General features: G+C 59.0%; 12 protein-coding genes. 6 read left to right on the top strand and 6 right to left on the bottom strand.

Annotated features, from left to right (window positions below; all coding sequences use genetic code 11):
• Positions 1 to 253: 253 nt before the first annotated feature.
• Together PS14A_RS18940 and PS14A_RS18935 are read right to left on the bottom strand one after the other, a co-directional pair.
• A complete protein-coding gene (locus PS14A_RS18940; RefSeq protein ID WP_003227420.1) occupies positions 254 to 724 on the bottom strand; it encodes a MaoC family dehydratase in 471 nt (156 codons plus the stop codon).
• Positions 725 to 767: 43 nt separating this feature from the next.
• Positions 768 to 1,712 carry an alpha/beta hydrolase gene (locus tag PS14A_RS18935; protein WP_212616968.1) on the bottom strand — a complete coding sequence of 315 codons (945 nt, stop codon included), beginning with the start codon at positions 1,710 to 1,712 and terminating at the stop codon, positions 768 to 770.
• Positions 1,713 to 1,937: 225 nt separating this feature from the next.
• On the opposite strand from PS14A_RS18935, the gene fadD2 reads away from it, so the two are divergent.
• Both fadD2 and fadD1 read left to right on the top strand, forming a co-directional pair.
• Positions 1,938 to 3,626, top strand: a complete 1,689-nt coding sequence (gene fadD2 / locus PS14A_RS18930; RefSeq protein WP_212616967.1) for a long-chain-fatty-acid--CoA ligase FadD2 — start codon at positions 1,938 to 1,940, stop codon at positions 3,624 to 3,626.
• Positions 3,627 to 3,974: 348 nt separating this feature from the next.
• On the top strand, positions 3,975 to 5,672 hold the full coding sequence (gene fadD1 / locus PS14A_RS18925; protein WP_024014053.1) for a long-chain-fatty-acid--CoA ligase FadD1: 1,698 nt from the start codon (positions 3,975 to 3,977) through the stop codon (positions 5,670 to 5,672).
• A 238-nt stretch (positions 5,673 to 5,910) separates the two neighbouring features.
• On the opposite strand, the gene PS14A_RS18920 is transcribed toward fadD1, so the two are convergent.
• Positions 5,911 to 6,288 (bottom strand): hypothetical protein, encoded by a 378-nt coding sequence (locus tag PS14A_RS18920; protein WP_016775519.1) that lies wholly within the window; start codon positions 6,286 to 6,288, stop codon positions 5,911 to 5,913.
• Positions 6,289 to 6,482: 194 nt separating this feature from the next.
• On the opposite strand from PS14A_RS18920, the gene PS14A_RS18915 reads away from it, so the two are divergent.
• From PS14A_RS18915 to def, 3 genes are all read left to right on the top strand, one after another.
• Positions 6,483 to 6,674: a CsbD family protein gene (locus PS14A_RS18915; RefSeq protein WP_042607250.1), complete on the top strand. Its 192-nt coding sequence runs from the start codon at positions 6,483 to 6,485 to the stop codon at positions 6,672 to 6,674.
• A 163-nt stretch (positions 6,675 to 6,837) separates the two neighbouring features.
• Positions 6,838 to 7,794, top strand: coding sequence for a YihY/virulence factor BrkB family protein (locus PS14A_RS18910; protein ID WP_137213982.1), 957 nt, complete (start codon positions 6,838 to 6,840; stop codon positions 7,792 to 7,794).
• Positions 7,791 to 8,330: a peptide deformylase gene (gene def, locus PS14A_RS18905; RefSeq protein ID WP_212616966.1), complete on the top strand. Its 540-nt coding sequence runs from the start codon at positions 7,791 to 7,793 to the stop codon at positions 8,328 to 8,330. The genes PS14A_RS18910 and def overlap by 4 nt, the downstream gene beginning before the upstream one ends.
• A 115-nt stretch (positions 8,331 to 8,445) precedes the next feature.
• Here the strand turns inward: def and PS14A_RS18900 are convergent, their stop codons facing one another.
• On the bottom strand, positions 8,446 to 8,868 hold the full coding sequence (locus PS14A_RS18900; protein WP_212616965.1) for a GNAT family N-acetyltransferase: 423 nt from the start codon (positions 8,866 to 8,868) through the stop codon (positions 8,446 to 8,448).
• Positions 8,869 to 9,587: 719 nt separating this feature from the next.
• Here PS14A_RS18900 and PS14A_RS18895 point away from each other — a divergent pair.
• Positions 9,588 to 10,907 carry a PAS domain-containing methyl-accepting chemotaxis protein gene (locus PS14A_RS18895; RefSeq protein WP_137213981.1) on the top strand — a complete coding sequence of 440 codons (1,320 nt, stop codon included), beginning with the start codon at positions 9,588 to 9,590 and terminating at the stop codon, positions 10,905 to 10,907.
• 135 nt (positions 10,908 to 11,042) lie between these two features.
• Here PS14A_RS18895 and PS14A_RS18890 read toward each other — a convergent pair whose 3' ends face one another.
• Both PS14A_RS18890 and PS14A_RS18885 read right to left on the bottom strand, forming a co-directional pair.
• Positions 11,043 to 12,467, bottom strand: coding sequence for an MFS transporter (locus PS14A_RS18890; RefSeq protein ID WP_212616964.1), 1,425 nt, complete (start codon positions 12,465 to 12,467; stop codon positions 11,043 to 11,045).
• A gap of 125 nt (positions 12,468 to 12,592) precedes the next feature.
• Positions 12,593 to 13,033, bottom strand: a complete 441-nt coding sequence (locus tag PS14A_RS18885) for a PACE efflux transporter (protein WP_212616963.1) — start codon at positions 13,031 to 13,033, stop codon at positions 12,593 to 12,595.
• Between the last annotated feature and the right edge of the window lie 121 nt (positions 13,034 to 13,154).

Raw genomic sequence — 13,154 nt, 5'->3', positions numbered from 1 at the left:
TTTTTTTGTGCCCGCAGGAAAAGCCCCTCACCCTAGCCCTCTCCCGGAGGGAGAGGGGACTGACCGAGGTGAATGCCGGAGTTACGCCGACTTGAGCGATCTGAGTTGAACTCTGGTTCTGGAAGGTCTTGAAGATCGCCCGCGCCGAGCGCAGGATTTGAATCCGATGCAGATCAGCTCCCTTTCCCCCTCGCCCCCTTGGGGGAGAGGGCTGGGGTGAGGGGGTAGCAATCTACCTGACACTTCCCAATCATCAGCCAATACTGATCGCCGGCAAAGTCGGCAACGTCACCGTCTGCTGTTTACGTGGCGCGAGAATCTCTGCCTCGCCATCCACTACCAACTCATCACGCTGATTGAATACGCGAGTAGCAATGCGCACGCGGAATTTCGGTAGTTTCTCCAGAATTTCCAGGCGCACCGTCAGTGTGTCGCCGATCTTCACCGGCTTCTGAAAGCTCATCTGCTGGCCGATATAAATGGTGCCCGGCCCAGGCAATTCACAGGCCACCGCTGCGCTGATCAGCGCACCGCTGAACATGCCGTGGGCGATGCGCTCCTTGAACATGCTGGCGGCGGCAAACTCGGCGTCCAGGTGCACCGGGTTGTGGTCGCCCGACATCGCGGCGAACAGCTGAATGTCGCGCTCTTCGACAGTCTTGCTGTAGCTGGCGGTCTGGCCGACTTCAAGGGCTTCGTAAGGGATGTTGGTAACCTGGGTCATCGGTTTCGATTCCTGTGACGGATTTCAGTGAATCCACAAAAAATTATTCGCTACGCTGCGGGCGCCGGTGGCTCAGGGCCTGGTCGATCCAGGCGAGCACATCGGTAGTCACTTCGTCGCGATTGCTTTCATTGAACAATTCGTGCCGGGCCTGCGGGTAGATCTTCAGTTGCAGGTGCTGGCTGCCGGCCCTGCGCAAGGCATTGGCCAGATCTGTCAGACGCTTGCCCTCGCTCACCGGATCACATTCGCCGCCAATCACCAGCAGTGGCAGGCCCGGATCGATCTGCGCGAGATTGGACGCTTTGCTGATTTGCTGCAACCCACCGAGCAGGTCGATCCACAACTGATTGGTGCAGCGAAAACCGCACAACGGGTCGGCGGCGTACTTGTCGACCTCCGCCGGGTCGCGGCTCAGCCAGTCGAAACGGGTGCGCACCGGTTTGAATTTATTGTTGAACGAGCCGAACGACAGCCACTCGATCAACGCACTGCGGCCCTTGCCGCCCTGACGCAGTTTTTCCAGCCGGGCAATCTGCCGCGCAGCGCGATACAGCGCCACTGGCTGGAAATTCGAGCCGCTGAGAATCGCCCCGTGCAGACTGGCGCTGTGATGCAGCAGATAGGCCTGGGCGATGTAGCTGCCCATGCTGTGGCCGAGCAGGATGATCGGCACGCCGGGGTGTTGCTGGCCGATGTGCTGGTTGAGGCTGGCCAGATCGCCGACGACCTTGCACCAGCCATCGTCATCGGCGAAGTGGCCGAGGGTGCCGTTGTCGGCTGTGCGCCCATGGCCGCGCAGATCCGGGGCGTAGACGCCATAGTCTTTGTCGCAAAACGTGTCGGCGAGGCGGGCGTAGCGAGCACTGTGTTCGGCCATGCCATGGGCCAGCAGAACCACCGCTTTCAATGGCGTGGCCGGCAGCCAGCGGTTGACGTACAGGCGGCTGCGGTCATTCGCGTCCAGCCAGAAGGTGTCGTGGGTCATGGCGATTCCTTTGCTCAGCATCGCCACAGTGTATAGCGCGTCTGATCAGCTCACGCCACGGCAGGAAGATTCACGGGATCAATGAGGGCTTGCGTCATATTTGCCTCAATGGCCATAGCTGCTAGTGTCCGTGAAGCTCCGCTTTGTGCTTTTCGCCTTCCATGGACGAAGCAGAAACGACAGAAAGCGGCTCCCGGATCGGCTCAGGTAAAGAGGACAAGAACAATGCAACCTGATTTCTGGAATGACAAACGCCCGGCCGGCGTACCGCTGGACATCGACATGGGCGAGTTCAAGTCGGTCATTGAAGTGTTTGAGCGTTCCTGCAAGAAATTCGCTGACCGCCCGGCGTTCAGCAGCATGGGCATCACCCTGACCTACGCCGAACTCGAGCGCCAGAGCGCGGCGTTCGCCGGTTATCTGCAGGCCCATACCGATCTGGTGCCGGGGGATCGCATCGCGGTGCAGATGCCCAACATTCTGCATTATCCGATTGCCGTGTTCGGCGCCCTGCGCGCCGGGCTGATCGTGGTCAACACCAACCCGCTGTACACGCCACGGGAAATGCGCCACCAGTTCAAGGATTCCGGCGCACGCGCGCTGGTCTACCTGAATCTGTTCGGGCAGAAAGTCCAGGAAGTGCTGCCCGACACCGACATCCAATATTTGATCGAAGCGAAGATGGGCGACCTGATGCCCACCGCCAAGGGCTGGCTGGTCAACACCGTGGTCAGCAAAGTGAAGAAACTGGTTCCCGAGTATTCGCTGCCGCAAGCCACTTCGTTCAAAAGCGCGCTGCGCATGGGGCGCGGCCTGGGCATCAAGCCGCTGAGCGTCGGCCTCGATGACATCGCCGTGCTGCAATACACCGGCGGCACCACCGGCCTGGCCAAGGGCGCGATGCTCACCCACGGCAATCTGGTGGCGAACATGCAGCAGGTGCGCGCGTGTCTGGCTCAGCTCGGCCCGGACGGTCAACCTCTGTTGCGCGAAGGCCAAGAGGTGATGATCGCGCCGCTGCCGCTGTACCACATCTATGCCTTCACCGCGAATTGCATGTGCATGATGGTCTCGGGCAACCACAACGTGCTGATCTCCAATCCGCGCGACATTGCCGGCTTCATCAAGGAACTGAAAAACTGGCGCTTCTCGGCGCTGCTGGGTCTGAACACCTTGTTCGTCGCGCTGATGGACCACCCGGATTTCAAGACCCTGGATTTCTCCAGCCTGAAGCTGACCAACTCCGGCGGCACCGCGCTGGTCAAGGCCACCGCCGAGCGCTGGGAGCAGATGACCGGTTGCCGTATCACTGAAGGCTACGGCCTGACCGAAACCTCGCCAGTAGCCTGCACCAACCCTTACGGCGATCAGTCGCGGCTGGGCACTGTCGGCCTGCCGGTGCCGGGCACGCTGGTGAAAATCATCAACGATGACGGCGTCGAACAGCCGCTGGGCGAGCGCGGCGAGCTGTGCATCAAAGGCCCGCAGATCATGAAGGGCTACTGGAACAAGCCCGAAGCCACCGCCGAAGTGCTCGATGCCGAGGGCTGGTTCAAGTCCGGCGACATCGCCGTGATCGACCCGGACGGTTTTGTGCGCATCGTCGATCGCAAGAAGGACATGATCATCGTCTCCGGTTTCAACGTGTACCCCAACGAAATCGAAGACGTGGTCATGGCCCACCCGAAAGTCGCCAACTGCGCGGTCATCGGCGTGCCGGACGAGCGTTCGGGAGAGGCGGTGAAGCTGTTTGTGGTAGCGCGGGAGAGCGGGGTCAGCCTGGAAGAGCTGAAGGCGTACTGCAAAGAGAATTTCACGGCCTACAAGGTGCCGAAACACATCGTGTTGCGTGAGTCGTTGCCGATGACGCCTGTAGGGAAAATTCTGCGGCGCGAGTTGCGGGATATCGCATAAAGGTTACAAGCGAAAAGATCGCAGCCTTCGGCAGCTCCTACAGGACACGCATTCCAAATGCAGGAGCTGCCGAAGGCTGCGATCTTTTGCTTTTACACCCCATGACTACGGGGCTTTCACTGTTTAATAGGATTTTTGCTCTAAAATGACCGCTTGCAAGTCTTGAGTCATCAATATGACTGTAGGGGCCTCTTTTGGCTCTGGTCGACCCTTGGCAAAGCTGCTACTCTCGGCGCGCTTTGTGACTTCTCGGCCTGTAAAACGCCGGATTCACCAATACAAAACACACACCAATAATAATCGCATCAAATGCGGTGAAGAATTCGCGTTGCTGAGGAGTGGGCTTCCATGATCGAAGACTTTTGGAAGGATAAGTACCCGGCTGGAATCGCAGCCGAGATCAATCCAGACGAGTATCCGAACATTCAGGCAGTGTTGAAGCAATCCTGCCAACGCTTCGCCAACAAACCGGCTTTCAGCAACCTCGGCAAGACAATCACCTACGGTGAGCTGTACGAGCTGTCCGGGGCCTTTGCCGCGTATCTGCAACAGCATACCGACTTGCAGCCCGGTGATCGAATCGCCGTGCAACTGCCCAACGTCCTCCAGTACCCGGTCGCGGTCTTCGGTGCCATTCGCGCCGGGCTGATCGTGGTCAACACCAACCCGTTGTACACCGCGCGGGAAATGGAACACCAATTCAACGACTCCGGCGCCAAAGCCCTGGTGTGCCTGGCGAACATGGCGCACCTGGCCGAAGCCGTGGTGCCGAAGACCGGCGTCAAGCACGTCATCGTCACCGAAGTCGCCGACTTGCTGCCGCCGATCAAGCGTCTGCTGATCAACAGCGTCATCAAGTACGTGAAGAAAATGGTCCCGGCCTATCACTTGCCCAAAGCCATCAAATTCAACGACGTCCTGAGCAAGGGCCACGGCCAGCCAGTGGCCGAAGCCAATCCGGACAGCGGCGATGTCGCGGTGCTGCAATACACCGGCGGTACCACCGGCGTGGCCAAGGGCGCGATGCTGACGCACCGCAACCTGGTCGCCAACATGCTGCAATGCAAGGCGCTGATGGGCTCCAACCTCAACGAAGGCTGCGAGATCCTGATCACGCCGCTGCCGCTGTATCACATCTATGCGTTCACCTTTCATTGCATGGCGATGATGCTGATCGGCAACCACAACATCCTGATCAGCAACCCGCGCGACCTGCCGGCGATGGTCAAGGAGCTGTCGAAGTGGAAGTTCAGCGGTTTTGTCGGTCTGAACACGCTGTTCGTGGCGCTGTGCAACAACGAAGGTTTCCGCAAACTGGATTTCTCCGCGCTGAAAGTCACCCTGTCCGGCGGCATGGCCCTGCAACTGGCGGCAGCCGAGCGCTGGAAAGCCGTGACCGGTTGCGCCATCTGCGAAGGCTACGGCATGACCGAAACCAGCCCGGTGGCCACGGTCAACCCGATCCAGCACATCCAGATCGGCACCATTGGCATTCCGGTACCGTCGACCCTGTGCAAAGTCATCGACGATGCCGGTGTCGAGCAGCCGCTGGGTGAAATCGGCGAGCTGTGCGTCAAGGGCCCGCAAGTGATGAAGGGTTACTGGCAGCGTCAGGAAGCCACCGATGAAATGCTCGACAGCGACGGCTGGCTGAAAACCGGTGACATCGCGCTGATCCAGCCGGACGGCTACATGCGCATTGTCGATCGCAAGAAAGACATGATTCTGGTGTCTGGCTTCAACGTCTATCCGAATGAACTGGAAGACGTGCTGGCGACTTTGCCGGGCGTGTTGCAGTGCGCGGCGATCGGCGTGCCGGACGAGAAATCGGGTGAGGCGATCAAGATTTTCATCGTTGCCAAACCGGGCGTAACCCTGACCAAAGAGCAGGTCATGGACCACATGCGCGCCAATGTCACCGGCTACAAGGTGCCGCGTTCGGTGGAGTTCCGCGATGCGCTGCCGACCACTAACGTCGGCAAGATCCTGCGCCGCGAATTGCGAGATGAAGAACTGAAGAAGATCAAGGCCAAGTCTGCCGCGTAAATAAAAAGCCCCGCAGATGCGGGGCTTTTTGTTGGTGCCGAGTAGGGCTTGAGTCATGCTTCGAGACTGCCCCTCACCCCAGCCCTCTCCCAGAGGGAGAGGGAGCCGATCAGGGATAATTCGGATCTTGAGTTCGGCTGGATATTTCAGGTCGGCATATTCCGCGAGAGCAACTCGGTCAGTCCCCTCTCCCTCTGGGCGAGGGCCAGGGTGAGGGGAACGGGCCGCGCCGCCGATACTACTGGCGAAACGGCGCAAAATTCACATTGGTCCCCGCCGGACGCATGTCCTGCAGATACGAATCCTTGTCCGCACTCAATTCCAGGCTCAGCGCCGCCTTGCGTTTGCCTTCGTTGCGAATCACCAGGCCTTCGAGCTTTTCCCGCAGGAACACCGTCGGCACTTTCAGGTGCAGCAACTCATCGGTGGCCGGGGTGTGCAGCAGCAAGTGAATCCACTCGTACTGACCGATGGCCAAGCGCGACACCGGCAGGTCGAACCACCAGATGTTGCGGTTACGGTTCAGTTCGGCGAAGTGGCAGTTGTTGGTGCCGAGCACGGCGCCGCCCAGTTCCTGGTTGCGACGGGCGATGGCCTGGGTTTTATTGAGCTTCATGACATTCCTGCGAATCGGTGTGCCGGGCTCAGCGCCCGTAGGCTGAGCATTCTCGGGGCAACGCCGGCAAACATAAAGCGCAACCTGCATGCCACGACGAAATGCCGGCAAAATAAATGAAACTCGGCGCAAAGCGCACCGGTCAATCGTTACGTAATGACTTTTCTTCCCTTTATGCTTCACGGAGAAACACCATGAGTAGCACAGGCGATAAAGTAAAAGGCATGGCCAACGAAGCCGTCGGTAACGTCAAGCAAGGCGTCGGCAAAGCTACTGACAACGACAAGCTGCGCGCGGAAGGCAAAGTTCAAGAGAAAAAAGGCGAAGCCCAGCAAGCGGTCGGCAACGCCAAGGACGCTGTGAAAAAAGGCGTCGACAAGGCGTAAGTGAGCCTTGAACGAATCACACGAGCGGCCATCCAAGGATGGCCGTTTTTGTATCAGAACCCTGCGGTCATCCGCCGAAGGATCGCCAAGTAGGCTACCTTGAGGTAAAAAACGGCCCCTGAGTCGCCACGACTTCAACCTTTTGCGGCGCAAGGAGACGCGAATGATATTCCCGGACATGAAAGGTCTGCCCCTGCACCGGGTGATGGTGCGCACGGTCACTGAATTCGTCGATGACGAAATGTCGACCTACGCCTCGGCGCTGGCCTACCAGATGCTGTTCTCGCTCTTCCCGTTCATTCTCTTCCTGATTGCCCTGATCGGTTTCCTGCACCTGCCGGACTTTTTCTCCTGGCTGCGCCTGCAATCTGAACTGGTCCTGCCGCCGCAAGCGCTGGAGCAGGTCAATCCGGTGATCGACCAGTTGCAGCAATCCAAGGGTGGCCTGCTGTCCATCGGTATCGTGATCGCCCTGTACACCGCGTCCGCCGGCGTGCGCCTGATGATGAGCGCGATGAACGCCGCTTACGACGTGGTCGAAGGCCGACCGGTGTGGAAGCGTTTCCCCTTGTCGATCGTCTACACCGTCGGCATTGCCGGCATGCTGCTGATTGCCGCGGCGCTGATGGTGCTCGGGCCGCAGGTGATGGGCTGGATCGCCGCACAAGTGGGGCTGGAAGACTTCATCGTCACGGTGTGGACTATCGCCCGCTGGCCGGTGATCGTGATTCTGATGATGGTCGCGGTAGCGCTGATCTATTACGTGATGCCTGACGTCAAACAGGACTTCCGTTTTATCACCCCAGGTTCGGTGCTGGCCGTGGTGGTGTGGATTCTCGCTTCACTGGGCTTTGCCTTCTACGTAAAAACCTTCGCCAACTACAACGCGATGTATGGCAGCATCGGGGCGATCATCGTGCTGTTGCTGTATTTCTACATTTCCGCCGCGGTGCTGTTGCTCGGCGCAGAAATGAATGCGGTGATCGAGCACATGTCCGCCGAAGGCAAGGACAAGGGCGAAAAAGCCCCTGGCGAGCCCGACGAATCCACCAAACAACACGTCTCGGGCCTGGGCCGCGATCATTCGCTCAAGCCGGACACTGACGAAGCGCGACCATGATTCGTGAAATTCTGAAAATGGGTGATGAGCGCCTGTTGCGCATCGCCGCGCCGGTACCGCCTGAGATGTTCAACAGCGCCGAGCTGTGGCAACTGATCGACGACATGTTCCAGACCATGGAAAGCGTCGGCGGCGTTGGCCTCGCGGCGCCGCAGATCGGCGTCGACCTGCAACTGGTGATCTTCGGCTTCGAACACAGCGAGCGTTACCCGGATGCTGAAGCAGTGCCGCAGACGATCCTGATCAATCCGCTGATCACGCCGTTGAATCCGTTGATGGAAGAGGGCTTCGAAGGCTGTCTGTCGGTGCCGGGCCTGCGCGGTGCGGTGGAGCGCTATCAGCAGATTCGCTACGAAGGCTTTGATCCGAAGGGCGAACCGATCGTGCGCGTGGCCTCGGGGTTTCATGCGCGAGTGGTGCAGCATGAATGCGATCACCTGATCGGCCGGCTGTACCCGTCGCGGATTACCGACTTCAGCAAGTTCGGCTTTACCGAAGTGCTGTTCCCGGACCTTGATCCCAACGCTGAGGACTGATTGTCAGAACACCATCAATCCCTGTGGGAGCGAGCCTGCTCGCGAACGCGGAGTATCAGAACCAGATTCGGCGCTGACACACCGCATTCGCGAGCAGGCTCGCTCCCACGGGGTTTCAGCGTAAATCTGCGGGATTAAGCCCCATCGCAATCATCGGCTTGCTCCGCGCATACCGGCTCAACCGCTCGGCCATCGCCTGCGGCAGCAGCGGATTGAAACTGAACCCACGCCGCTCATAAAACCCGCGCAGATCCGGATGGCAGAACAGCCACACCGGCTCGTCCACCTGGGCAACCGCCGCTGCGATCAACTGCGCAGCGACGCCCTGCTCGCGACACTGCGGATCAACAAACAACCCCGTCAGCCAGTGTCCGCCCGAGACTGGCCGCAAACACAGCGCCGCAACGATTTCACCGCGCCTTGCCACCCACAACTGCGCCTCGCGCACGGCTTTCATCGACGACTGGTGGCTGCGGTAGAACTTGTTCATCAGTGGCCACAACGATTCGTCGAGCTGGCTGTATTGGATATCGGACATGGTTCGGGCTGTCGCTGCGAAAAGCGCCGATTATAAAAGAACGCACGCCTCGGGATAGGTGTATACCTGAACTCACACCCCTGTGAGTGGAGTACCGATCATGTCCAAAGGTATGGATTCAAAGAAAGCCGCGAAGAAGAAGCCGGCCAAGACTGCGATTGAAAAACGCGCCGAGAAGAAAGCCAAGAAGGTCGACATCTTCGGCCATTGAGCAAACCCTACGGGAGCCCGGTTCGCGGGCTTCCGCTTCGCTGGCGAAAACGTCCGTTCTCACCACGCCGTTCCCCGCGCTGAACCGTTTCTTGTGCAAAAAATGCCAGATACTGGCCGACTAGTGGCCTTGCGCCCGGCGTCGGGCTGGCTATGCTTGCAGGTAACTAACCATGTCGACCGTCATGCCAACCGGCCGACGGCACCGGTTGGTCCGTGATTCATGCTGCCAGAGTGCGCAACCCAAGGCACCGACACTGAACCAACAAGGAGCGTCATCTAAATGGAAGTTCTTCTACGCGTTAGGGCTGGCCCGCTTGCGGGCTATCAAGAAAAGGATGTCTTGATCAGAGCGTCGCTGCACGAACCCTCCGATTGATCATCATTTATCACCTGACAACTTCCTCCCGTGGAGGAAGGCGTGTGCCTGTTCTGTGGAACGTAGTGATGGATCTTGCAAGACCTGAACTTTCATCAAATCAAAAGAACGCGCGGAAGGTGATACAACCATGTTCAACCTACATCACAAGGCTGACCTGCGGGAAATCGAGCGTTTCAGCTGTGCGCTGACCGAGGCCAACGCGAAAATCGAAGCCATCAGCCGCTCGATGGCCATGATCGAATTCACCCCGGAAGGCATCGTCCTCGACGCCAACGAGAACTTCTGCAAGACCATGGGCTACAGCGCCGAAGAAGTGCGCGGCAAACACCATCGGATCTTCTGCGAAGAAAGCTTTTATCGCAGCGAGGACTACGCAAAGTTGTGGCGCGACCTGGCCCGTGGTGAACCGCTCAGTGGCACTTTTCTGCGCCTGAACAAGAGCGGCCGCGAGATCTGGCTCGAAGCCAGTTACATGCCGGTGTTCGGGCCAGACAAACAGGTCAGAAGTGTCATCAAGGTGGCGGCAGACATCACCGCGCGCATCAACAAAGAACATGAAGAAGAAGCCATGCTGGCGGCGATCGGCCGTTCCATGGCGGTGATCGAGTTCACCCCCGAAGGCAATGTCATCCGCGCCAACGACAACTTCCTGCAGACCATGCAGTACGCGCACCCTGAAATTGTCGGCCAGCACCACAGCCTGTTCTGTCACCGCGCCGAAGCGGAATCTGCGCAGTACAAGGCATTCTGGGCTTCGCTCAATCGCGGCGAATATCACTCGCACCGCTTCGAGCGCAAGAACAAGTCCGGGCAGATGGTGTATCTGGAGGCATCGTATAACCCGCTGTTCGATGCCAAGGGCCGCTTGTACAAAGTGGTCAAGTTCGCCAGCGACATTACCAAGCAGATGACCACCCTGCAGAACGCTGCGGAATCGGCCCACAGCACCTCGGTACAAAACGACGCCTGCGCGCAAAAAGGCTCACAGGTGGTGCAGCAGACCGTGCAGATCATTCAGGACATTTCCCGCGACCTGAACGAAGCCGCGGTGAGCATCGATGCGGTAAGCAAACAGTCGGACATCATCGGCACCATCGTCCAGACCATTCGCGGCATTGCCGACCAGACCAACCTCCTGGCGCTCAACGCAGCGATCGAAGCGGCGCGGGCCGGTGAACATGGACGCGGTTTCGCGGTGGTTGCCGATGAGGTGCGCAGCCTCGCCGCACGGACCAGTCAGGCGACGCTGGAAATTGTCGATGTGGTACGCAAGAACCACGACTTGTCGCTGAGTGCGGTGTCGAGCATGCAGTCGAGCCTGAGCCGCACCGGGCTGGGCGTGGAACTGGCGAACGAGGCGGGCGAGGTGATCCTCGAGATTCAGCAGGGCTCCCGGCATGTGGTGGATGCGATCAGCCAGTTCAATGAAACCCTGCAATTGAACTGAGCTGTTTCAACGTCACCAATAACCAATGTGGGAGCGAGCCTGCTCGCGAAAGCGTTTTGTCAGTCAAGCACATAGTCACTGACACGACGCCTTCGCGAGCAGGCTCGCTCCCACAGGTGAGTCCTGTGTTGGCCGTCAACGATGGGCAATATTCTCCAGTGCCAGATTACGCGTGCGCGGGCCGAACCAGCCGATGGTCAGCATCACGATCAGCATGCTGCTGACGATGAACGCCAACACCCCCGGCGTGCCGAAATTGTCCAGGAACATGCCGATCAGCAAACTGCTGAATACTGTCGACAAACGACTGAACGAATAGCAGAACCCGACCGCGCGAGCGCGGATGTTGGTCGGGAACAGTTCGCTCTGGTAGGAGTGATAACTGAAGCTCAGCCAGGCGTTGCAGAAGGTGATCATTACCCCGCAGAAGATCAGCCCGAACGCGCTGGTCTGCAGGGCGAACAGGGTGCCGAAGGTCATCGCGCCGAGGGCCGAGCCGACGATCTGCCATTTGTTTTCGAAACGGTTGGCGAACTTCACGAACAGCAACGGCCCGAGCGGGTAGGCGAGGGTAATGATGAAGGCGTACATAAGACTATGGGTGACGCTCACGCCCTGGCCCGAAAGCAGCGCCGGCAACCAGTTGCCGAAACCGAAGAAACCGATCGCCTGAAAGATGTGGAAGACGATCAGCATCAACGCGCGGCGGCGGTACGGCGGTTGCCAGATATCGGCGAAGCGGCCCTTGCCTTCGACATCGACCGGCACCGGTTCCGGCGCATCCAGCGCTTGGCCGTGATCCTTGGCGCAGCGCGCTTCGAGATTATCGAGAATACGGTTGGCTTCATCGAAGCGGCCATGCTGAGCAAGCCAGCGCGGCGATTCCGGCAGACGCTTGCGCAGCCGCCAGATGAACAGCGCAAACACCGCACTCGCCAACACCACCCAGCGCCAGCCGGAAATGCCGAACGGCGCTTGCGGCACTAGCCACCACGACAACAACGCCACCGCCGGCACCGAGAGGAACTGCACGAAAAACGCGAAGGCAAACGCCGAGCTGCGCATGCGCTTGGGCACCAGTTCCGAGAGGTAAGCGTCAATGGTCACCAGCTCTATACCGAGGCCAATGCCGACCAGAAAACGCATACCGATGATGCCCAGCGCCGAGGTCTGAATTCCCATCAACACCGTCGCCACCGTGTACCAGATCAGCGCGAAGGTGAAGATCGCCCGGCGGCCGAAACGATCCGCCAGCGGACTGAGCAGACTGGCGCCGAGGAACAGGCCGAGGAATGTCGCCGAGGCAAACGCCGCCTGATCGGAGAAACCGAACACACCCTGACTGCCCGTGGCGAACAGGCCGTCGCGAATCAGCCCGGGGCTGATGTAGGCGGTCTGGAACAGATCGTAGAGTTCGAAAAATCCGCCGATCGACAGCAGCGCCACCAGACGCCAGATGGTGGCGACGGCGGGCAGCCGATCGATGCGGGCGGAAATTTCGGCGGCGCGTACCGGGTCGATGCCGTCACTGGGCGCGGCGGCGGGAGCGTGAGCAGTCATAAGCTGATCCATTTTTTATTGATGGAAAAGCTTAGCCTGCTATCGGAGTTAACGGATTGTGAATATCAGCGGTTTACCCGGTTAAACCGCTGGTTTCCCGCAATATCTGCTTACGAATTAGCGATTTATGCCGCAGCGGCAGAATCCGGCAGCGCCGATGTCGGCAGGCCGAAAATCCGATCAAACAACCAGTTGAACGCAAACGTGTAGCACGGGATGAAAATGATCAGCGCCAGATCCAGCAGGAACGCCTGCACCAGGCTGATGTTCATCCACCACGCAATCAGCGGAATCAGGAACACGATAAGGGTCAGTTGAAAGCCGACAGCGTGGGCGATGCGCCGTTTTACTGTGCGGGTGCGCGAGATCTGGCGACTTTCCCAGCGTTCGAACAACGAGGTGTAGATGAAATTCCAGGTCACGGCGATGCTGGTGATGATCACTGCCAATGGCCCGGTGCTGCCCGGTGAGGTGCCCGACAACAACGCCAGGCCGATAGCCGAGAAGGTCATGCCGATGACTTCGTAGAGCGACACGTAGACCAGTTTGCGTTTCACGCCTTGCATGCAGATTTGCCTCTTTCTTGGCGAATGTTGGCCAGCAGGGCTGGCGAAGGCGGCGAAAGATAGCTTCAATAGACCTGACAGAAAAAGTCGGTAGCTTTCAGTTTTATTGATAGGTGGGCAG

The sequence above is a fragment of the Pseudomonas sp. 14A genome (assembly GCF_018132745.1).
GTDB lineage: Bacteria > Pseudomonadota > Gammaproteobacteria > Pseudomonadales > Pseudomonadaceae > Aquipseudomonas > Aquipseudomonas mercuritolerans.
The sequence above is the reverse complement of the archived record's forward strand: the minus strand, read 5'-3'. Positions and strand labels throughout refer to the sequence as shown.